The 20466-nt window shown below is 67.1% G+C and carries 18 protein-coding genes; 11 read left to right on the top strand and 7 right to left on the bottom strand.

What is annotated here, in order from left to right:
* The first annotated feature begins 6 nt into the window (after positions 1-6).
* Genes epsF through MPE_RS03630 form a run of 11 tightly spaced genes read left to right on the top strand, consistent with a single transcriptional unit; the run spans position 7 to position 13185 of the window.
* Positions 7-1443, top strand: a complete 1437-nt coding sequence (gene epsF, locus MPE_RS03680; RefSeq protein WP_011828337.1) for a chain length determinant protein EpsF — start codon at positions 7-9, stop codon at positions 1441-1443.
* Positions 1440-2387 carry a polysaccharide biosynthesis tyrosine autokinase gene (locus MPE_RS03675; protein ID WP_011828336.1) on the top strand — a complete coding sequence of 316 codons (948 nt, stop codon included), beginning with the start codon at positions 1440-1442 and terminating at the stop codon, positions 2385-2387. Before epsF ends, MPE_RS03675 begins: the two co-directional genes overlap by 4 nt.
* Positions 2388-2401: 14 nt before the next feature.
* The gene (locus MPE_RS03670) at positions 2402-3511 is read left to right on the top strand and encodes a glycosyltransferase family 2 protein (protein WP_237706361.1); all 1110 of its coding nucleotides are present in this window, start codon (positions 2402-2404) and stop codon (positions 3509-3511) included.
* Complete coding sequence (locus MPE_RS03665; protein ID WP_011828334.1) at positions 3508-4836, top strand: glycosyltransferase family 4 protein; 1329 nt, start codon at positions 3508-3510, stop codon at positions 4834-4836. The genes MPE_RS03670 and MPE_RS03665 overlap by 4 nt, the downstream gene beginning before the upstream one ends.
* Positions 4837-4840: 4 nt before the next feature.
* A complete protein-coding gene (locus tag MPE_RS03660; protein ID WP_011828333.1) occupies positions 4841-6070 on the top strand; it encodes a glycosyltransferase family 4 protein in 1230 nt (409 codons plus the stop codon).
* The gene (locus MPE_RS03655) at positions 6067-7263 is read left to right on the top strand and encodes an acyltransferase family protein (RefSeq protein WP_011828332.1); all 1197 of its coding nucleotides are present in this window, start codon (positions 6067-6069) and stop codon (positions 7261-7263) included. The genes MPE_RS03660 and MPE_RS03655 overlap by 4 nt, the downstream gene beginning before the upstream one ends.
* A 4-nt stretch (positions 7264-7267) precedes the next feature.
* Positions 7268-8311 (top strand): nitroreductase family protein, encoded by a 1044-nt coding sequence (locus tag MPE_RS03650; RefSeq protein WP_011828331.1) that lies wholly within the window; start codon positions 7268-7270, stop codon positions 8309-8311.
* A 9-nt stretch (positions 8312-8320) separates the two neighbouring features.
* The gene (locus MPE_RS03645; protein WP_011828330.1) at positions 8321-9838 is read left to right on the top strand and encodes a lipopolysaccharide biosynthesis protein; all 1518 of its coding nucleotides are present in this window, start codon (positions 8321-8323) and stop codon (positions 9836-9838) included.
* An 8-nt stretch (positions 9839-9846) separates the two neighbouring features.
* Entirely contained in the window at positions 9847-11178 is a 1332-nt protein-coding gene (locus tag MPE_RS03640) for a polysaccharide pyruvyl transferase family protein (RefSeq protein ID WP_011828329.1), read from the top strand.
* Positions 11175-11969, top strand: a complete 795-nt coding sequence (locus MPE_RS03635) for a glycosyltransferase family 25 protein (protein ID WP_049820752.1) — start codon at positions 11175-11177, stop codon at positions 11967-11969. Before MPE_RS03640 ends, MPE_RS03635 begins: the two co-directional genes overlap by 4 nt.
* A 46-nt stretch (positions 11970-12015) precedes the next feature.
* On the top strand, positions 12016-13185 hold the full coding sequence (locus MPE_RS03630; protein WP_011828327.1) for an acyltransferase family protein: 1170 nt from the start codon (positions 12016-12018) through the stop codon (positions 13183-13185).
* Here the strand turns inward: MPE_RS03630 and MPE_RS22645 are convergent.
* The 7 genes from MPE_RS22645 to xrtB are packed head-to-tail and all read right to left on the bottom strand — an operon-like array spanning position 13140 to position 20400.
* The gene (locus MPE_RS22645; RefSeq protein ID WP_011828326.1) at positions 13140-14189 is read right to left on the bottom strand and encodes a glycosyltransferase family 2 protein; all 1050 of its coding nucleotides are present in this window, start codon (positions 14187-14189) and stop codon (positions 13140-13142) included. The two genes, MPE_RS03630 and MPE_RS22645, sit on opposite strands and share 46 nt — an antisense overlap.
* Positions 14186-15547 carry an O-antigen ligase family protein gene (locus MPE_RS03620; RefSeq protein WP_011828325.1) on the bottom strand — a complete coding sequence of 454 codons (1362 nt, stop codon included), beginning with the start codon at positions 15545-15547 and terminating at the stop codon, positions 14186-14188. The genes MPE_RS22645 and MPE_RS03620 overlap by 4 nt, the downstream gene beginning before the upstream one ends.
* A 3-nt stretch (positions 15548-15550) precedes the next feature.
* Positions 15551-16438, bottom strand: a complete 888-nt coding sequence (locus MPE_RS03615) for a glycoside hydrolase family 16 protein (protein WP_011828324.1) — start codon at positions 16436-16438, stop codon at positions 15551-15553.
* Positions 16435-17625, bottom strand: a complete 1191-nt coding sequence (locus tag MPE_RS03610) for a glycosyltransferase (RefSeq protein WP_011828323.1) — start codon at positions 17623-17625, stop codon at positions 16435-16437. Before MPE_RS03610 ends, MPE_RS03615 begins: the two co-directional genes overlap by 4 nt.
* The gene (locus MPE_RS03605; protein ID WP_011828322.1) at positions 17625-18686 is read right to left on the bottom strand and encodes a glycosyltransferase family 2 protein; all 1062 of its coding nucleotides are present in this window, start codon (positions 18684-18686) and stop codon (positions 17625-17627) included. Before MPE_RS03605 ends, MPE_RS03610 begins: the two co-directional genes overlap by 1 nt.
* An 8-nt stretch (positions 18687-18694) precedes the next feature.
* Complete coding sequence (locus MPE_RS03600; RefSeq protein ID WP_011828321.1) at positions 18695-19447, bottom strand: exosortase C-terminal domain/associated protein EpsI; 753 nt, start codon at positions 19445-19447, stop codon at positions 18695-18697.
* A complete protein-coding gene (gene xrtB / locus MPE_RS03595) occupies positions 19444-20400 on the bottom strand; it encodes an exosortase B (RefSeq protein WP_011828320.1) in 957 nt (318 codons plus the stop codon). The genes MPE_RS03600 and xrtB overlap by 4 nt, the downstream gene beginning before the upstream one ends.
* Positions 20401-20466 lie beyond the last annotated feature (66 nt).

Here is a 20466-nt window from a genome sequence, read left to right as displayed (position 1 = left end):
ATTGCCATGACCTTCAGCCAATTCTTCACCATCGTCCGGGCCCGCTGGGTCTCGGGCTTCGCCGTTCTCGCCGTCGTGCTGGCGGTCGTCATCGCGGTCAGCCTGTCGCTGCCGAAGCAGTACACGTCGACCGCTTCGGTGCTGATCGACGTGAAGCTGCCCGACCTGGGCGGCAACACCGCTGCCGCCGGCGGCATCGTGCCGCTGGGCTTCATGGCCACCCAGCTCGACGTGGTGCGCAGCGAACGGGTGGCGTTGCGTGCACTGCGCAGCCCCGGCCTGAAGCTCAACGAGAGCGTCGAGCTGCGCGAGCAATGGCGGGCTTCCACTGGCGGCCAGGGCGACTTCGAATCGTGGCTGGCGGCGCTGATCCAGAAGAAGCTCGACATCCTGCCCGCGCGGGAATCCAACGTCATCACGCTGGCCTATTCGTCGCCCGACCCCAAGTTCTCTGCAGCTGTTGCGAACGCCTTCATGCAGGCCTATATAGACACCACGCTCGACCTGAAGGTGGAGCCGGCCAAGCAGTACAACGCCTTCTTCGACGACCGCTCCAAGCACACCCGCGAAGCGCTGGAACAGGCGCAGGCCAAGCTGTCCGCCTACCAGCAGCAGAAGGGCATCATCGCCACGGACGAGCGCCTGGACGTCGAGAACGCCCGCCTCAACGAGCTGACCACGCAACTGGTCGTGCTGCAGGGTCTGGCCGCCGAATCGCGCGGACGGCAGGATCAGTCGAGCGGCAACAACGACCGCATGCAGGAAGTGCTGAACAACCCGGTGGTCAGCGCCCTGACCGCCGACCTGTCGCGCCAACAGGCCAAGCTGACCGAACTGAACGAACGCCTGGGCGAGAACAACCCGCAGGTCGTGGAGCTGCGCGCCAACATCGAGGAGCTGCACAAGCGCATCCAGGCGCAGACGACACGCGTGACCGGGAGCCTGAATGTGAACAACACCGTGAACGAGGGCCGCCTGGCCCAGCTCAATGCCGAGATCCAGCAACAGCGCGCCAAGCTGCTGAAGCTGAAGGACCTGCGCGACGAAGCCGCCGTGCTGCAGCGGGACGTGGAGAACGCCCAACGCACCTACGACGCCGTGCTGACCCGCGTGAACCAGACCAGCATGGAAAGCCAGAACACCCAGACCAACGTGTCGGTGCTCAAGCAGGCCACCGCGCCGGCGTTCCCCTCGTCCCCTCGCCTGCTGCTGAACACTGCGGTGGCGCTGGTGCTGGGCTCACTGCTCGGCATCGGCCTGATGCTGGCACGCGAACTGCTGGACCGACGCATGCGCACCATCGAAGACGTGGTCAGCGGCCTGCGGCAGCCGCTGCTGATCGTGCTGCCCAAGACCAGCCGGCAGGACGCCCATGGCGGCTCGCGGCTGAAGCTGACCAAGGCGCGCGTCGTAAGAGGGCTCGCTGGCCCCGCCCGATCATGAGACGCGAACCCGTCATCGCCCACCAGCCGCTCGGCTCCTCGGCCGGAGCGGCCGACACCGACAACCCCTCGTTGTCTTCCCCCGAGGGCACCGAGGATGTGAGCGACCTGCACGACCGCTCCATCGGCGACATCATCCGTGAGGCCAAGCGGCTGACCGACGCGCAGATCGAGAAGATCCTCGCCTACCAGCGCAAGCATGGCCTGCGCTTCGGCGAAGCCGCGGTGGCCCTCAAGCTGGTGACGAACGACGACGTGCTGTGGGCACTGTCGCAGCAGTTCCACTACCCCTACGCGCCCAGCGGCAAGTCGGACTGCAACCCGGAGCTGGTGGTCGCCGCCAACCCGTTCTGCGAGCAGGCCGAGGCTTTCCGCGAGCTGCGCAGCCAGCTGATGATGGGCGTGCTGAGCCTCAGCGAAGCGCGGCGCGCATTGGCCGTGGTGAGCCCCGACGTGGGCGATGGCAAGACCTTCGTCGCCGCCAACATGGCGGTGGCCTTCAGCCAGCTCGGCGGGCGCGCGCTGCTGGTGGACGCCGACATGCGCACGCCGCGCCAGCACAAGCTGTTCGGCATCGACAACAGCAACGGCCTCAGCAGCATTCTTTCGGGGCGCTCGCGGCAGAACGTGATCCACCAGGTGCCCGACCTGCCCACGCTGTTCGTGCTGCCGGTGGGCGCGGTGCCACCCAACCCGCTGGAGCTGGTGCAACGCCCGGCCTTCGGGTTGCTGATGCACGAGCTGCTGTCCAAGTTCGACCACGTGGTAGTCGACACGCCGGCTTCGGTGCATGGGGCCGACGCCCGCGTGGTGGCCGCGAAGTGCGGTGCCGCCCTGGTGATCGGGCGGCGCGGCAAGAGCCGCATGAAGAGCATGCAGACGCTGATCAACGCCCTGGCCAAGGGCCCCGCCCAGCTGGCGGGCGTGATCGTCAACGAGCAATAGGCTCCGGAGCCGCCGTGTTGCAAGCGCTTCGATCCCCAGGCGCCGACGGCGGCGTGGTGGCGCCGGCCCGCACGGGCGACGAGATCCGCGTCTCGGTGGTCATCCCCAACTACAACTACGCGCGCTTCATCGGTGACGCCATCGACAGCGCGCTCGCGCTCGACTGGCCGCACGTGGAGGTGATCGTCGTCGACGACGGTTCCACCGACGGCTCGCGCGAGGTGATGGCCCGCTACGGCCAGCGCATCACCGCGCTCCACCAAGACAACCAAGGCCAAGTGGGCGCGTGCAACACCGGCTTCGCGGCATGCCGCGGCAACGTGGTGATCTTCCTCGACTCCGACGACGTGCTGGACCCGAGCGTGGTGCGCGAAGCCGCTGCCGTGTGGCGGCCGGGCCTCAGCAAGGTGCAGTTCCAGATGCGCAGCGTGGACGCCGCGCTGCGACCGCTGGGCAGCGTGCTGCCGCAATACCACATGGTGCCCACGCCGGAGGAAGCGCGCCGCTGGGTCATGACCACCAGTGCCTACCCCACCCCGCCGGGTTCGGGCAACGTGTACAGCCGCGAGTTCCTTCAGAAGATTTTCCCGCTCGACCACGCGGGCGGCCGCGCCGCCGACTCCTGCTGCATCGCCGCCGCGCCCTACCTGGGCGACGTGATCACCGTGCCCAAGCCGCTGGTGAGCTACCGCATCCACGGCCAGAACGACGGCGCCTTCAGCGAACTCGACACCCTGCGCTTCGGCCGCGAGGTGACGCGGGCCACGCAGCTGTTTGCCTATGCACAGCGCACGGCGGCGCGCGTCGGCATCCAGGTGCCGGACGACGCGGTGCGCTACAGCCTCACGCTGCTGCCCTACCGCGTGGCCTCGTACCGGCTGGCGCCGGCATCGCACCCGCTGCCGCGCGACAACCGGCTCAACCTGCTGGGCGACCTCTTGCGCAGCTGGGGCCGGCCGCAGGGCATGCGTCTGCAGGCGCGCGCAGCGATCGCGCTGTGGACGATGCTCGTGCTGGTGGCACCGGCACCGCTGGCGCGCCGGCTGGTGCTGTGGCGCTTTGCGCCCGGCACGCGGCCGAAGCTGCTGATGCAGTCGCTGCGGCAGCTGGGTGTGGTGCGGTGAACGCCGAGACCCCGGCGCCTCGCGCGTCCGTTCCGTCATCGAAGCGCCCTTCCCTGGTCGTCGTCGCGCCGTGGGTCTACCACCTGCGGTGCGGCATCGGTGGCGGCGTACTGTGCTTTCGCATGCTGCGCCACCTGGCACAGCACTACGACATCCATTGGGTCTCCTTCGATACCACGGCCAACGACGTCGAGGCCGGCAAGCGAGCGCTTGCCGAGTTCTGCGCGAGCGTGACGACGGTTCCGATGCCGGCCGGCAAACCGCGCTGGCGCGGGCGCCTGCGCCAGCTTCTCGGCGGTCGACCCATGGCCGCGCCCTGGTCCGCCGCCATGGAATCGGCCATTCGCGACACGATCGTCCGCTCTCACGCCGCGGCCGTTCTGTTCCAGTTTCCGCAGGTCGCCCAGTTCGTGGGCGCGGCGGCGGGCGTACCCGCCATCGTCGACACGCAAGATGTCTGCGCCGTGTCTCTTTACAGGGAGTGGAGAAAGACCCAAGGCACGCTGAAGCGCCTGATCAAGGCACTGAACTGGCTGGCATGGTCTCGCTACGAGCTGAAGCACTACGGCCAGGCGGATCTGCTGCTTGCGATCAGCGACACCGATGCGGGCGTGCTGCGGGCCTACCTGCCCGACGTGCCGTGCCACGTGAGCCCGGTAGCGACCGAGATTCCACCGTCGGTCGAGCGCGGCGCCGGCCAGTACGTCGCGATGGTAGGCAACTTCTTCCATCCGCCCAACATCGACGGCCTGCGCTGGCTGCTGGAAGACATCTGGCCCCAGGTCCGCGCCCGCCACCCTACGGTCGAACTGCGGATCGCAGGGCCCGCCTGCCCTGCCCCGTCTCCGGCGCTGGAGGCGCAAGGCATCCGCATGATGGGGTTCGTCGATGACATCGACGCATTCTTCGACAACGCGGCCGTCTCGCTCACGCCGTATCGCTTTGGGGGTGGCGTCAAGATCAAGGTGCTGGAAGCCCTGGCACGCAGCTGCCCGGTCGTGGCCACGCCCGTCGGCGCGGAAGGCCTCGATCTTCAGCACGGACAGCACCTGCTTGTCGCCGCGCAGGCCGACGCCTTTGCCGAAGCCATTCACCAGCTTCTCGTCGACCCGGGACTCGCGCGCCGCATCGGCGAAGCCGGGCGATCTCACATCGACCGCCGCTTCTCGTACCGAAGCAAGACCGCCGACCTGAAGCAGGCCTTCGATGCGCTGATCGAGCGGCACCGAGGCCGCGCCGCGGCAGCCGGCGGCACGACGTTGTCCGTCGTCGAGCCGGTCGCTTCGTTGCATGCCGAACCGGTCGGCGAACGCACGCTCTCGTGATGCGATGAAGATCCTTGTCGTCTCCCCCGTCCCGACGGACCCGCCGAACGCGGGCAACCGGGTGCGCATCGCGACCCTGGCGCAGGCACTGGCCACCTCGGGCCACGACGTGCACTTCGCATACGTTCCGATGGAGCAGGCCGACACGGAGGCCATGGCCGCACGGTTCAGCCCCGCGCGACTGCACATGCTTCCGTGGGCCCGGCGCGGCGGCGCGCGTCTGCTGGCACTGCGCGCACTGCGCAAGTTGGGGCGCCTGCTCAAGCTCGACGCCGGCTACATGCTGGGCCTGGATGAGTGGTATGACGAGCGGATCACCCACGCGCTGCGCGACCTGCATGCCGCCCACCGATTCGACGCCGTGCTGGTGGAGTACGTCTTCATGTCGAAGGCCCTCCAGGCGTTCGGCCCCGGTTGCCTTCGCCTGCTGGACGCTCACGACAGCTTTGGCATGCGGCACCGTCATTACCTGGCGTCGGGCCTGATCCCTCAGTGGTACTCCACGTCACTCGCCGGAGAGGAAGCCGGGTTCCGCCGGGCGGATGTCGTGCTGGCGATCGAAGCGAACGAGGCGCGCGCGTTTGCCCGGCGTCTGGCCGGCTCCGGAACCAGCGTGGTTCAGGTCGGCCACCTGATCGACATCGGCGAACCCGTTCCTCCTTCCGACGCGCCGAATCTGCTCTTCGTCGGCTCGGGCAACCTGCTCAACGTGCAAGGGGCTCGGTTCTTCTCCGAACAGGTGCTGCCCTTGATTCGCAAAGAGCGGCCTGACGTCCAACTCCTGCTGGCAGGCGGCGTGGCCGCTCAAGTGCCCGATGGTCCGGGCATCGTGAAGCTGGGTTTCGTTCCCCGACTCCAGCAAGCCTTTGCGCAGGCCATGGTGTTCGTGAACCCGGTGCTGGCGGGAACGGGCGTCAACATCAAACTGCTCGACGCGCTGGCCGCCGGGATGCCCATCGTGTCGACAACATCCGGCGCCCGCGGCCTCGACGAGCACGGCAGCGGTGCGTTCGCCGTCGTGGCCGACATCGATGCCCTGGGCTTTGCGCGCGAGGTAGTGAAACTGATTGGCGACGCGAATGCGCGCGCTCGACTGCGCACGCGCGCACACGATGCCGCGCTCAACTGGAACACCGCTCAGCTCGCCTCGCTCCACGCAACGCTCGATGCCGGCGGGCCATCGGAAACCGTCACCCTTGCTTCACTTCAGTTCGAGAAGGCCCACGCACCATGAACCCCAGCAACTTGCTGCGTTGGCCCAAGCAGATCGCCACCTACGATGCCCGCGGCGCGTCAGGCATCAAGAGCTTCCACGCACTCGACGGTTTGCGGGGTTACATGGCCTGGTGGGTGGTAATCGGGCACGCACTGCATCTCTGCGGCATCAACAACCTCGTCCCCGACTTCCTCAGCCGAAGAGATGTGGCAGTCAATGTCTTCATCTGTCTCAGCGGCTTTGTCATCACGCACCTGCTTCTGGAGAAGCGGGAGTCGTACCTCCGGTATCTCACCCGTCGGGCGTTCCGGATCATTCCTATTTACTGGTTCGCGCTGCTGTGCGCGCTGGCCCTGAGCGGTGCCTACCAGTTCGTTTACCAGAGCGAGTGGGTGTTCGAACTCCCCATGCGTCTTGAACGCCAGGCGTCGACCGACGCCCATTTCGGCACGCATCTGCTATTGCACCTCGGGCTTCTGCACGGACTGGTCCCTGACACGTGGCTGCCTTACAGCTCGTCCAGCCTTTTGGCCCCGGCGTGGAGCTTGTCGCTCGAGTGGCAGTTTTACTTGGTCGCACCACTGCTTGTCGGTTGCCTGGTGCATCCCGGCTGGCCTCGTGCGGTCGGCCTGATCCTGATGGCGGCGTTGTGGATCACCTTCAAGAAGTTGAGCCCCCTGCAATGGCAGTACCCGGCGTTCCTGCCTCTGGCACTTCACTTTTTTGCGCTCGGCATTCTTTCCCGCGCGTTCATGCCGCTGTTGAGCCGGCTTCACTTGTGGATCGTTCCGCTGGCACTCGCGGCATCCTTCATCGTTCCGCGTTCGGTCAGATTGGAGGTCGTGATATGGGGGATATTCGTCGGCGCCGCCTTGATCGAGCTTCGTCGCGCACGCGGAGATGTCACAGGCCAGTCTGCACTTGACGTTCCACTGCTCGCTTTGACCTCAAATCGTGTCGCCAGGGCTTTGGGCGAATGTTATTACTCGACCTACCTCATCCACATCCCGCTGTTTTCTCTCTTCGGTTGGTTGATTGCGCAAGCAACTGGTCAGTGGAATCAGCAGATTTGCGAAATCAGCACGGTGGCAGCCCTCGTCGTGCTCGTCCCACTCAGCTTCTTTCTCTACCGACAGATCGAAAGCCGCTTTGTTCGCCTGGGCACCGAGATCGCCAGCGGTCGACTTGCGTCCACTTTAAAAGCAGGATGAACGCATGCTTAAGTCATTGCTGCTAACACCCATCAATCTCGCGGTAAAGCCATTCCCTGCGGCAAAAGCGCGCCTGGACGCGGCCAAGATCGTTCTCAAGCGCTGGGTCAAGCTCAGACACTTCATTTCCGACTTGCTACATGCCAAGTCGTTCATGTTCTGGTCTGCGCAGGACACCTCGTACGCGAAGTTGAGTTCAGAGCTGATCTTCCAGTACCACAAGCTCGAGAAGGGCCTCTGCATGGCGGGGCCAAGACGGTTCTTCGGTCGCGATCCAGTGATCGCGACCTGCAGACTGGTCAAACGCTGGAGCGGCGCCGGCCTACCGTCAAACGATCCCGTGTTCTTGGGGGCGATCGAAACGCTTCGGGCGTACCGCGACCGGCTAGCGGTCACGCCGCCACCGCCCGAGCACGCCACGCAGATATGGTCGCTGCTGAACGAATGCTTGAGCCTCGCGCCGCCGACCCCCTCGTTGACGACGCCGCGACCGTACCAGCCGAGCGCAGGCACAGCCGCAACGTTCGACCTGTTGTGTGCCCAGCGTCGAAGCGTTCGCGCATACACCACCGATGTCGTTCCGATCTCATTGATCCACGAGGCGATCGCGACGGCTCAGCTGAGCCCCAGCGCCTGCAATCGCCAGCCATGGCGATTGCACATCTATCGAGATCCTCAACGCACCAAGCATCTGCTCGAACTTCAGAATGGCAACGCAGGATTCGGACACCAGCTGACAACGCTGCTCGTCGTTTGCGCTGACAGCCGAACTTTCTTCGATGCGACGGAGCGGAACGAGCCCTATGTCGATGCCGGGCTGTTCGTCATGAGTCTTCTTCTTGCGCTGCAAAGTCGTGGTTTGGCATCTTGCTGCCTCAATTGGTGCGTCTCGCCAGATACCGATCAAAAGGGCCATGACCGTGGTGATATTCCCTCCAACGAAAAGATCATCATGTACTTGGCCGTTGGATATGCCGATGCGCAGGCAATGGTGCCAAGGTCACCACGTCGCAACCTAGAAACGGTTGTCACTTTGCACGAGCAGTGATTCCGGCTCTTGTCGCTATTGGGAGTCGGAACTTTGAGTTCGTCGCTTAGAGAGAAAGTTCGTTCTGGCTTGTTGTGGTCGGCCATTCAGAGTTGGTGTGTCCGCTTCAGTTCACTCCTTCTGCTGACGGTTGTGGCGCGGGTGCTATCACCCGAGCAACTCGGCCTGTTCGCTGCGGCCATGGTTGTCCTGACCTTCTTCAGCATGCTGTCTGAGCAAGGACTGAGCGAAGCCGTGGTTCAGCGGGAACACATATCGCCAGAGCAACTCAGCGCTGTCTTCTGGCTCAACTTGCTGGTGTCGATCGTGTTGGTGGTGGTCGTGTGGGTGACCGCCCCGCAGATCGCGCATCTCATGAACATCGCGGAACTGGCGCCGATCCTGCAGATTGCCTCGCTGGCCCTGCCGATCTCGGCCGTCACGTTCGGACAGATGGCTGTTCGGCGACGCACGTTCGGCTATCGCTGGATAGCGACGACCGCAATGGTGTCCACGGCCGTGGGAAGCATCGTGCTGCTGACACTACTCTTTGCGGGTTGGGGCGTCTGGAGCTTGGTTGCGCAGGCGCTGACATCGTCGCTCGTGACGGCCGCACTCATGTGGATGCGCCCAGGTTGGAAATTGACGCGCCGCGTCGACTTTGAAGGCGTCCGGCCGCTGATGGTTTACGGTGGCAATCGATTGGGGACGTACCTCCTCGACTTCGCCAACACGCGCTACGTCGAGTTGTTTCTGGCATCCACCCTGGGGCCAGCGGCGCTCGCTGTCTACACGGTTGGACTCAAGCTGTACCAGGCACTTCTTCAGATGCTCGGTTCAACCGTCCTCGACGTCGCCCACAGCGGATTCTCCAGGCTGGCCAACGATCGCCCGGGGCTGATTGCGGCGTACTACAAGAGCATCAGCCTGACCGCAACCGTGGCCGTGCCCATCTTCTGCATGGTGGCGGCCGTCGCCCCGTCGTTGACCGTCGTGCTGTTCGGCGCGAAGTGGCATGCCAGCGCCGAGGTGATGCGGTGGATGGGCCTGCTCGGCGCCGTGCAGGTGCTCCAGTTCTACAACGGCACCGTCTACAACGCGATCGGTCGCCCGTCGATCGGCCTGAAGTTCATGGTGGTGAAGGTCGTTCTGACCTTCGGCGCCCTGGCGCTCGCGCGAGACTCCGGGATGACGGGCCTGCTGCATGCCTACGTGATCAGTCAACTGGCCACCACGCCGATGAGCTTCTATCTGGTCAGGCGCCTGATCGGTGTTTCGCTGTCCGAGCTCCTGCGCCGGATCTGGCCGATGCTGACGTCGAGTGCCCTGATGGTCGGCGCGGCGGTGCTCTCGCAGGAGTTCCTGCGCGCCGAAGGGCTGCCGACGCTCGTCGTCCTGATCGGGAGTTCGCTGGCCGGAGCGGTCATCTATCTGGCCTCGATGCAGTTGATCGCGCCCCACGTCCTTCGCAACACGCTCGCGCTCGTGCGGCCTCGACGCGAGCCTGCCGCCATCGCCACGCCGACCTCCGACACTCCTACTCCGTAGACCTTCGCATGGCGATTCCGTACCTCAGCAAGCTCCGCCACCAGCTCCGCGTCTGGAAAGAGATCCGCGCGATGTACCGCGCCGTCGATGCCTTGCCGCCGGGGCCCTCGCTTCGGCGCGAGGGCACGGTGCAGCGGCTCCTGATCGTCCCCAGCGACCCGTGGACGCTGGTCGGCGCCAAGGGTGACGAGGCCATGATGCAAGGGGTCGTGAAGCGGCTCCGCGATGCGTCACCGAACCTACGGGTGGGCGTGCTCACCGCGACGCCCGCGGCCCAGAGCGCCGCGACTGCGCTCGGGTTCGAGCCGGTCGATGCCTGGACCAGCCCCATGGCAGAGGGACTTCGCACCGTCCACGCCTTTGCGCCCGATGCATTGGCCGTGGTGGGCGCGGACGTGATGGACGGGTACTACAGCCCGCTGACGACTGCGCGCATGCTGCTCACCGCGGAGTCGGTCGCGCGGGCCGGCGCTCGCGTCTGCATTCTCGGATTCAGCTTCAACGAGCACCCGCATCCTCGGCTCAAACCGATCTTCGATCGGCTGTCCCCGACGATCGCCGTCAACGTTCGGGACCAGCTGTCGCTCGATCGTTTCAGGCGCTTTACTCACGCCAAGGCCCGCTTGGTGACGGACGCGGCGTTCATGCTCGCACCCGACGACGCCGGCCCGGCAGTCGTTGCGGCGGACGCGTGGGCCACCTCCCGTCGCCGCGCAGGAGACGTGGTGATCGGCTTCAACATCCACCCGATGCTGATCCGCAACGCCACGCCGGAGCAGGTACAGGGATTTGTGCACAGCGCCGTGCAGGCGCTTCGGGAGGTTTGCTCGCAGCGCGCCGTCTCCGTGGCGCTCATTTCGCATGACTACCGAGGACAGGAGAGCGACGACGCCTGCCTGGCACCGATCTTCCAGGCCCTGTCGACGGAGTTGGGCGACCGACTGACGTACCCGACGGCAAGGCTGTCGGCCGCGCAGTTGAAGGCAGTCGCAGGCTGCACCGATGGCGTGGTAACAGGCCGCATGCACCTGGCGATCGCCACGCTGGGCGTCGGCAAACCCGTGGCCGCACTGACCTACCAGGACAAGTTTCAAGGGCTGTTCCGGCATTTCGGCTACCCGGAGCACTACCTGCTCGGGCCGGCGGAAAGCGGCAATCCCGCCAAGCTCGCAGCGTTGGTCACCCGCTTCGTCGACGAACTCGAGCCCCTTCGCCAGCTCGTGCACGACCATCGTCCAGCCGTGATCGCGGCATCGGTCCGCAATCTCGCGATCTTCACCGACCCTGCGTCATCTCCGGCGTCGACTCCGAAGGGCGCCGGCCAGCCTGTTGCCCCATGAGCACCTCGACCCAGATCAAGGTCATCAGCATGGCCTCGGCCCATCAGCGACGCGAGCAGTTCGCGGCGGGTGCGGCGCACGGCACTGCTCGCTGGGAGTTCTTCGACGCGCTCCGTCTTCCCGCGCAGGGGCTGCACTACGACGAGCCGCTGACCGTGCGCCGATTCGGTCGCGCGCTGAAGCCGGGCGAGGTGGGTTGCTATGCCAGCCACTACGAGGTCTGGCGCCAGTTCCTGATGTCGGCTGCCGATCAGTTGCTGGTCTTCGAAGACGACGTCATGGTCGACTGGCCGCTCATCGAGCAACTCTGCGCGCACCGCCTGGCCGATCATGGCATCGACGTGCTGCGCCTGTACACCTCGCACCCCATCAACGTGCGGATCGCCAAGTACAAGCTGCTGTCCGACCACAGCCACTTGATGCAGGTGCGAGGCTATCTCTACGGCACCCAGGCCTATGTGCTGAGTCGTCGCGGCGCCGAAGCGTTGTTGTCGGCCTGTCGGGTCATGACGATGCCCGTGGATTGGGCGATGTCCCGCTACTGGGTATGCGGGATGCCCGCGTTCACGCTGTTCCCGTTTCCAGTACTTGAACGCCATGGACCCTCGACGATCGAGCATGCCCAGCAGATCGGCGCATCGTCCCTGGCCTCTCATCGCGTAGACCGGTTTCTCTGGAGGTTGCGAGACCGCGCAGCCCGAGCATGGTTCGACCTGACTTCCTCTCCTGCGTCGCCAATGGGCTCGACGGCTGACGTCGGCGGCCCCTATCTCGGACCATCGGGCACGTAGAGCCGCCGCGGTCCATCAAGCCGCACCTCGCCGAGCATGTAAAGGCATGAACTGGCTCGTTCACCGGTTCGAACTGGCGCGCGGCGGCCAGGCAGACAACGTCAGGCCGATGGAGGGACTGCGGGGCTTCGCGGTGCTCCTGGTGTTCCTCACGCACTACACGGGCATGGTGGAGCCGTGGATTGCGGGCAGCACCGAGACCGTGCGCATCGCCAGCGGTTTGCGCCATGCGGGCCACGCCGGCGTCGACCTGTTCTTCGTGCTCAGCGGCTACCTCATCTACGGCTCGCTGATGAAGCGCCCCCAGCCCTTCATCGGCTTCATGCGCCGTCGGGTCGCCCGCATCTACCCCGCGTTCATCGTGGTGTTCGTCGCGTACGTGCTGCTGTCGTTCGCGTTTCCTTCGGAGAGTCGCATCCCCGCAGACCCTGCGGAGGCCGCCCTCTACCTGGTGCAGAACCTGCTGTTGCTGCCCGGCCTGCTCCCCATCGATCCGCTGATCACCGTGGCCTGGTCGCTGAGCTACGAGATGCTCTTCTACCTGGTCACGCCCGCCTTCATCGCAGTGCTGGGGTTGCGACAACGCAGCCGCCGCTGGCGCGTGGTGTTCTTGCTGGTGCTGGCCGGCGCGCTGGCCTTGTACGGGGCGCTTCAGGGCGGGCCCATCCGGCTCATGATGTTCGTGGCGGGCATGCTGCTGCACGAGGCCTTGGCGCATCGCTTGAAGGCTGCGTCTGCGTCTCCGCCCGGTGCGCTGGCAGGGGTGCTGGCGCTGCTGGCCGGTCTCGGCGCCGTGCTGTTGCCCGGTGAAGGCCACGCTGCACAGGCGGCTCAGGTCTGCATCCTTTTCGTGGCGTGGCCGCTGCTTTGCCTGGTGTGTTTTCGCGCGCCGTCGGCGTGGCTGCCACGCGCCTTCTCGTGGACACCCCTGCGCTGGCTTGGCAACATGAGCTATTCCTACTACCTGCTGCACGGTCTGGTGCTCAACGCAGGGTTCCTGCTGCTCGCGCAGGTGCTACCCCCGGCCGGACAGGGTGCGTGGGTTTTCTGGGGCCTGCTGCCTGTCCTGTTCGGCTTGACGCTGTTGCCTACGGCCGTGCTCTTCCTGCTGGTGGAGCGGCCCTACTCCCTTGCACCCTCGAGCAAGGCCGCTCGCATCGGCGGCGTGCCTCAGGTGCGCACGGGCGCCAGCCCCACGGAGCGCCGCAGCGACTGAAGCAGTTCGCTGCGGTTGAAGCGCACGTGCAAGAGCGCCGGCACCGCCTGCCGCGGTGCGAGCGCCAGCACGCCGAACCATCCGAGGTGGCCCACGCGGTGCTTGAGCGACATGGGCTCCGACACGATGAGCGACCAAGCCCGCCGCACCAGCGACCAGGGCGAGTCGTGCTCCTGGCCGGTGTAGGCCAGGCCGAGCTTCAGCGCCATGAGCCGGTAGTTGAGGAAAGGCAGTTCCCGATCCAGCACGTTGCCGGCCGGCAGGAACACACCGCGCTGCTGCGCGTGCAGTTGCATGAAGGCCACTTCGCGCTGGCGGGTGTGGATGCGGAAGGGCAGGCGCGAATGGTCGGAGCCGTCGCTGGACCACATGTTGGCGCCGTGCACCCGGTAGGCGCCCAGCACCTGCGGCAGCACCTTCACGTCGCCGTACACCGGTGCCACGGTGTTCAGGTGGCCATCGGGGCCGTGCTCGATGCGCAGCGGAAACATCGGTTCGAGAAACCAGCGCGAGTAGGCGTTTCCGGTCGTCACGGGCCAGCGGTAGGTGCCGGTGCGCAGGAAGGCGCTGCGGGCCTCGGCCGTGCCGTAGCCGTTGGCGAAGTTGCAGAAGCGGCGGCCGGTGTCGCGGCCTTCGGCGTCGATGATCTTCAGGTCGTACTGCAGCTTGGCGCAGGCCGGCGTCCAGGCCGCCGCCACGGCGGCCAGCGCGCCGGGCTCCAGCAGGTCGTCGGCGTCGAGGAAGATCACCACGTCGCCGCTCGATTCCGAGAAGCCGCGGTTGTAGGCGGCGATGGAGCCCTGGTTCACCTGGTCGATCACCACCACCCGCTGCGCGTAGCGCTCGATCACCGCCAGCGAGCCGTCGGTGGAGCCGTCGTTGACGACCACCACCTCCGTATCGGGATGCGCCTGCGCCAGCGCGCTCTCGATGGCCTGCCCCACGTAGCGGGCGTAGTTGAAGCATGGGATCACCACGCTGATCTTCGGCAAGGAGGGCGTCATCTCGTTTCGGTTCCGCTTGGCTTGGCGACCATCGTGGGGTCCGGCGGCGACGAAGCTGCCGCATCGGCATCTGCGGACGCTTCGGTCACGACGCGCCGGCCCAGCGCCACGCCGGCCAGCGGCATCAGGCCGACCAGCACCAGCGTCATGTAGTTGTTTTCCGGTGTCAGCAGGTGCCCGCCCATCAGCAGCCACGAGAAGAACAGCACGGCACGCAGTTGCTGGGGCACGCGCGGCCGGTACAAGGCCGTGGCAAACAGCGCCACGAAGGCGACGAAGCCCAGAAGGCCGTACTCGAACAGCAGCTTGGCCCAGGTGGGGTCGTGGAAGTCGTAGGACGACGACGGGCCGAGCCGGTAGATGGTGCCGGGCCCGTGGCCCAGCCAGAAGCTCCAGGCGTCGCTCATCATCGTGTCGGCGATGACGCGGAAAGGCGCGATGTAGCGGATGTAGGCGCTGCTGCGCTCGGAGCCGAACTCGCCGATGCGGCCGAGCGTGAACGACAGGTTCAGTGCGTCGCCCAGCACCAGCACCGCCAGGCCGCCGACCAGCGCCACCGCGCCCAGCCGCAGCACCGTGCGCAGGCCCAGCGGGAACAGCAAGCCGATGAACAGCGCCAGGATGCCGGTGCCCGAATAGGTGAGCAGCAGTGCCAGCGCGAACGCGCCGATGCGCGGCAGGCGCTTGTAGAGCGCCACCTCGACCAGCAGCGCGAACGCCATGGTGAACGAGAAGCCCGACGGCTCGCGGAAGAAGAAACCGTTGGACTTGAACAGCGAACCGACCGGGATGACGGTGTTGAATCCGCTCGGCCCTCGCAGGATGAAGGGAATGGATTCGGTGAAGTCGAACAGCCACGGGGGCTTCATCACGAATTGGGTGAAGAACTGCGCGATGCCCGCGAAAGCGCAGAACAGCGCGATGTTGGAGAAGCAGCGCATCACCCAGTCGGCGTCGTTGCGACCGGTGGGGTCGGGCTTGAGGACGAACAGGAAGGGCACGAACATCACCACCAGCAGCAGCAGCGACGAGAACGACGAACGGTCGATCTGCGAGAAGTTCAGGTTGGTCAGCATGCTGGCCGCCGCGACGGCGATGCACAGCACGTAGAGGAACACGCGCTCGACCGCAAAGCTCAGCCGGCTGGATGCCAGCGCCACGCCGAGCACGCCGAACATCGCCAGCAAGGTGACGTTGGCCGAATAGCTGCCGAAGTTCAGCCCGAAGCGCTGCAGCACGGTGGTGGAGAGCAGCAGGAACACGATGGCGCCGCGCAGCGCCCGGCCCTGGTGCCGCGTGTCGGCAGCGTCCAGCGGCGCCTGGGCGTCGAACGGGGCCGTGGTGGAGAGGCTGTGCATGGTTCAGCGCTGCCAGACGCGGATGTAGTCGATCTCGAGGCTGGCCGGCATCGACGCGGCGTTCGGCGGGCCGGGCCAGTTGCCGCCGATGGCCAGGTTGACCAGCACATGGGCCGCACCGGCGTCCCGGCCGTCGTTGTGCACCCAGAGGTAGTCGCGGTCGGTCACCAGCACCCCGTCCACGTAGTGGCGCACGCTGTCGGGTGTCCACTCGACCGAGAACACGTGGAACTGTTCGGCGAAATCGGTGCCCGGCACATAGGTCTTCTGCGCGTCGAGCCTGCTGACGCGCTGCTTCGCGTTCTTGGTGCCCACGCCGTGCAGGAAGTGGAAGCTGCGCCGCGTGCCGCCGTCGCCGTTGTTCACGATCTCCACCACGTCGATCTCGGGTGGCCAGGTCTGGTCCTGCGGGTTGAGCCAGAACGCGGGCCAGGTGCCGCGACCCGGTGGCGCCTTCATGCGGATCTCGTACACACCGTACTGGCCGCTCCAGCGCGAACGCAGCATGCCGCTCTCCACCTTGCCGGGCTTCAGTTCGCCGGGTGCACGGGCCACCAGCGACAGGCCGGTGTCGGTGAAGACGTGGTTGTTGTTGTCGCGATAGCGGCTCCACTCGTCGTTCACGTGATCGAGCGTGCCGTTGGCGAAGATGTAGCGGGTGAAGAACTCCTTGCGCAATGCGGCGTCGTCACGGATCAGCGTCTTGAAGTCCCAGTTCTTCACCAGCCTGTAGCCCGATTCGCGCACCGGCGCGACCGGCTGGCTGGGCACGCTGGCGGCCACGCTGCCGCCCTGCGGCTGTTGCGCGCAGGCCGTCAGCAGGCCGGGTCCGCAGGTGGCCGCAGCGGCCATCACGGCCAGTCGGGCGGTGAGAAGGCGGCGGTTGTTCATTGCGCCGGCGGCTGCGGTTGGACCTTGGGAGGCCGGGCGCTTGCGGAGCGTGCGTCGATGGCCTGCTGGTACAGCACCCGCGTCGTGACGCCGATGCCGGCCCAGGTGCTGCCGGGCGGCAGGGGTCGCGGCATGGAGCGGTGGATCACCGCGTCGGCCAGCGCCGTGGACAGTGCGCCGATGTCTTCGGGCGGCACCAGCGCGCCCTGCGTGCCGTGCTGCAGGTCTTCGGCAAAGATGCCGACGCGGCTGGCGATCATCCACTTGCCGAGCGACTTGACGAGGTAGTACACGCCGCTGGCGTCGATCTGGCGGTAGGGGAACACGAAGGCATGGGCCTGGGCGAACAGGTCGGCCATCTCCTGTTCCGAGAGGCGCTGGGGGCGCAGCTCGATCGCATCGTCGAGCTTCAGCTCCGCGATGCGGGCCTGCAGCGGCGCGAGGTCCATGCGCGGCCGACCGGCCACGATGAAGCGCGACTGGCGGCGCACATCGGCCGGCAGGCGGGCCACTGCCTCGATCAGCACGTCGAGCCCCTTGTAGGGCTTGATCTCGCCGAACAGCACGAAGCTCCAGCGCGGGTCGTCGCGCCGCAGGCCGGCCGGCGACGGCGTGGCCTGCAGGCGCAGCGGGCCGTGCGGGATCACGGCCAGCTTGCTGGCGGACACGCCGCGCTTCACCAGCCGCTCGCGGCCGGCCAGGGTGTGCACGATCACGCGGTCGGCCAGCTTGATGGGCAGGTCGAACGCCAGGTTCTGCAGCAGCGACATGCGCTCGCCGTTGAAGGGCACCGTATCGTGCACGGTCAGAACGACCGGGCAGCGCATGCGGATGAACAGGATGGCCAGCGTGTCGAGCGGCGGCACCACCACCCACTGGAAGTGCACGACCGCCGGGCGGCGCACCACCACGCGCCGGCACAGCTGCAGCAGGCCGATCGCGTGCGACAGGCCCTTGGCCAGGGCACGCAGCGCACGCGGCAGGCCCGGGGCCTCGTCGATGACCTTGTAGAAGAAGGCGTCGACGTGGGCCTCGGGGAGCTCGGGGCGGTCGCCCTTGCGTGTGGGCCGCACGGCCCACGTGGGCTGCACGCCGGCCGCAAGCAGGCCTTCGGTGAGCGCCGCGTCGTAGGGTGCGGTGAACAGCGAGGGATCGACCAGCAGAACGTTCAAGGTGGACGGGTTCATCAGGCGGGGGCTCTCGTTTCAGCGGGCCACAGGGGGGCGGCCAGCACCGGCTGCCAGGCCTGCTCGCGCCGGCCCACCAGACCCGACAGGAAGCCCAGCGCCCAGGCCGTGTGCATGGTGGCGGCAGCCACGCCGGCCAGCAGGCCGCAGGCCGAGCGGTGCCGCACCGCCATCAGCAGCGACGTGAGCAGCAGCACGCCGACGTAGAACGCCGGCCACGCCAGCAGCCCGGCGAACCAGGGACTAATCGCGACAGCCAGCACCGACAGCAGCAGATGCGCGGGCACGGCAAGCTGCCGCAGGCGCAGCGAGCCCGGGTGGCGGCGCGCAGTGCGCGAGCGTCCGGCGCCGTAGCGGAAGTACTGACGCGCCAGCGCCGGCAGGCTGCTGCGCGGGTGGTAGCCGAGGCGGATGTCGGCGTCCAGGTAGATGCGGGCACCGAGGGCGCGCTGCCGGCAGTCGAGCTCGGCGTCCTCGTTGTGCGTGAAGCTCTCGTCGTAGCCCCCGGCACGGCGGAACATGTCCATGCGGAATGCGGCGTGATGGCCATGGTCGACAAAGCCGCTGCGGTGGCCGCCGCGATGCGCCGAGCCGCCGGTGCCGACCGGCGAATTGGACACCCAGGCCACGGCGCGCTCAAGGCAGCCGTGGCCGATGGAATCCATGGGCACCACCACCGCATCGGCGCCAGAACGGGCCAGGGTATCGAGCAGGCGCTGGCAGAAGCCGGCGGGGTAGACGGCGTGGGCGTCGCAGCGGATCAGCACGTCGGCCTCGCGGCCGAACTGCCGCGCCGCAAGGTTGAGCGCCGCGCTCTGGATGCGCGCCGGGTTGTGCAGCCACTGCACCGCGGGTTGCTGCGCTGCCACGGACTTGACCTTGTCGACGGTGCCATCGGTGCTGCCGCCGTCGACGACGACGATGCGCCAGCTCGCAGAGCTCGGCGGATCCGCCAGCAGCCCTGCGAGCAGGCCGTCGATGTGGGCCGCCTCGTTGAGCGTGGGGATCACGAGCAGGACGCGGGTTGCGGCGGCCGGCGAGGCAGAAGGTTCGACAGGCATGGTGGGGTTCAGAGGAGCAGGAGCGCGCGCACCTCGGGCGTCAACGCTGCAGTGAACTCGGACAGGAAGCGCTCGATCTGCGGATAGGCCGCCGCTGCTTCGCGCGGGTCAGCGACGATGCGTGAGGCACGCACCAGCGCGCCGTCGCGCAGGCGGCCCTGCAGCCCCTCGGCCAGCAGGTGCAGGCGGGTGTCGAACGCGTTCTGGCTGTAGATGCCGCCCATGCGGATCCAGTAGCTGACGGCCTCGGTGTGGTGCATGCTGCGCGCCACCATGCGCATGCCGTCGACGGGCTGCGTGCCTGCGGCCGCCACACCCAGGCGGGCCGGATCGAGCGACAGCACCTCGAAGCCGACGGCCGTGTAGCAGACCTCGGGCCGGTGCACCTTGACCTCCTGGCTCTGCTGCCGGGTGTAGGCCACCGCGAGCAGGATCTGTTCCCCGCGCACGTTCTGGTAGGTGCGCAGCAGGGTCTGGTCATAGGGTTGGCTGATGAGCCGTTCGCCGTCGCGGTCGACCGCCAGATCGACCTGCTCTCGCAGCGAGGGCACGAGCCGCCACTCGCCGATGACCGGGGGCACCGCCAGTTCGAGTTGCGGCAGCGGACCCGCGCCCGCCGCGCCCGGCAGCGCGCGAGGCGTGAGCTGCCAGGCCGCCACGGCGGCCAGCAGCATCAGCAGGAACACGGCGAGGCTCGAACGCCAGGACAGGCCCGCGCGGGCGCCCGCCGATGCCGTGGGCGTCGTCAGGGCCGCGCTCATTGCGGCGCCTCGTGCCGGACGCCGCGCAACGCAGGGAGCCGGCGCAGGGCGGTGTCGGCCAGCACCGTCATGCACAGCGCCGCGGCGAACAGCACCATGCCCGAGAAGCCATGAATGAAGCCTTGCCCCGCGGCGTCGCCGTAGTGGTGGGTGATCAGCACCAGCACCACGACGCGCAGCACGTTGGAAGCGAACGAGATCGGCACGATCAGCACCGCGAGCACCGCATTGCGCAGGGCCGATGCGTGGCGGACCACGTTGAGGTAGAGCAGCCCGAAGGCCTCCAGCATGAACAGCGAGTTCAGGCCCGAGCAGGCGTCGGCCACCTGCAGCTTGTACTGGCCGACGGTCAGGACCACGCCGGCACGGGCGATCGGGTAGCCGGCGGAGTGCAACAGATGTTCGACAACGTAAGAAACGCCGATCTTCAGGGGTTGCGTGATCGCGTCGACCATCGAACCCGGCATCGGGATCAGGAAGCACAGGAACAGGAAAGCGAACCACAGCCTTCGCGTGGTGGGCGCGCCCAGCAGCAGCATCGAGCAGCCCAACAGCACCGGCAGCAGCGACGCCACCTCCAGGACCGGGAAGGACTGCGAACGCCCGAGCACGTAGACCAGCAGCCCCACGGCGAGCAGCAGCCAGCCCGGCACCGACCGCCGCGCGCTGGAGCCTGCCGATCCGTCGGCGAGTGCCGGCCGGATCTGCCGGTAGAAGAGCCAGACGACGACCGCCAGCACGATGGGGCCGTGCGAGTGGGTGTCGGTCTGCCACAGGCCCTGCGCGAGGTCCGTGATGCTGGGCAGGTAGAGCAGCAGCAGCCCGGCTGCCACCGGCAGCAACGGGCGAGCGGCGCGCGCCGCCCCACCGGACGCTCCGGCCTCGCTCGAGACGGCCCGCTGCGCATCGACCCGTCCACCGGGTGCGCGCGCTGCGGGAACGTGAATATTCATCGGTGCAGTTTACGCACTTGCTGCGCCGCAACAAACGTGACGAGCGTGACTGTAGGTTTCTCCGGT

Origin of the sequence: Methylibium petroleiphilum PM1, assembly GCF_000015725.1 — a bacterium.
GTDB classification, from domain to species: domain Bacteria; phylum Pseudomonadota; class Gammaproteobacteria; order Burkholderiales; family Burkholderiaceae_C; genus Methylibium; species Methylibium petroleiphilum.
The sequence above is the reverse complement of the archived record's forward strand: the minus strand, read 5'-3'. Positions and strand labels throughout refer to the sequence as shown.

Bases quoted from the DNA above. Each gene is read 5' to 3' on its own strand.
- epsF (WP_011828337.1), top strand. From the start codon at position 7: ATGACCTTCAGCCAATTCTTCACCATCGTCCGGGCCCGCTGGGTCTCG.
- MPE_RS03675 (WP_011828336.1), top strand. From the start codon at position 1,440: ATGAGACGCGAACCCGTCATCGCCCACCAGCCGCTCGGCTCCTCGGCC.
- MPE_RS03660 (WP_011828333.1), top strand. From the start codon at position 4,841: ATGAAGATCCTTGTCGTCTCCCCCGTCCCGACGGACCCGCCGAACGCG.
- MPE_RS03655 (WP_011828332.1), top strand. From the start codon at position 6,067: ATGAACCCCAGCAACTTGCTGCGTTGGCCCAAGCAGATCGCCACCTAC.
- MPE_RS03650 (WP_011828331.1), top strand. From the start codon at position 7,268: ATGCTTAAGTCATTGCTGCTAACACCCATCAATCTCGCGGTAAAGCCA.
- MPE_RS03640 (WP_011828329.1), top strand. From the start codon at position 9,847: ATGGCGATTCCGTACCTCAGCAAGCTCCGCCACCAGCTCCGCGTCTGG.
- MPE_RS03635 (WP_049820752.1), top strand. From the start codon at position 11,175: ATGAGCACCTCGACCCAGATCAAGGTCATCAGCATGGCCTCGGCCCAT.
- MPE_RS03630 (WP_011828327.1), top strand. From the start codon at position 12,016: ATGAACTGGCTCGTTCACCGGTTCGAACTGGCGCGCGGCGGCCAGGCA.
- MPE_RS22645 (WP_011828326.1), bottom strand. From the start codon at position 14,189: ATGACGCCCTCCTTGCCGAAGATCAGCGTGGTGATCCCATGCTTCAAC.
- MPE_RS03620 (WP_011828325.1), bottom strand. From the start codon at position 15,547: ATGCACAGCCTCTCCACCACGGCCCCGTTCGACGCCCAGGCGCCGCTG.
- MPE_RS03615 (WP_011828324.1), bottom strand. From the start codon at position 16,438: ATGAACAACCGCCGCCTTCTCACCGCCCGACTGGCCGTGATGGCCGCT.
- MPE_RS03610 (WP_011828323.1), bottom strand. From the start codon at position 17,625: ATGAACCCGTCCACCTTGAACGTTCTGCTGGTCGATCCCTCGCTGTTC.
- MPE_RS03605 (WP_011828322.1), bottom strand. From the start codon at position 18,686: ATGCCTGTCGAACCTTCTGCCTCGCCGGCCGCCGCAACCCGCGTCCTG.
- MPE_RS03600 (WP_011828321.1), bottom strand. From the start codon at position 19,447: ATGAGCGCGGCCCTGACGACGCCCACGGCATCGGCGGGCGCCCGCGCG.
- xrtB (WP_011828320.1), bottom strand. From the start codon at position 20,400: ATGAATATTCACGTTCCCGCAGCGCGCGCACCCGGTGGACGGGTCGAT.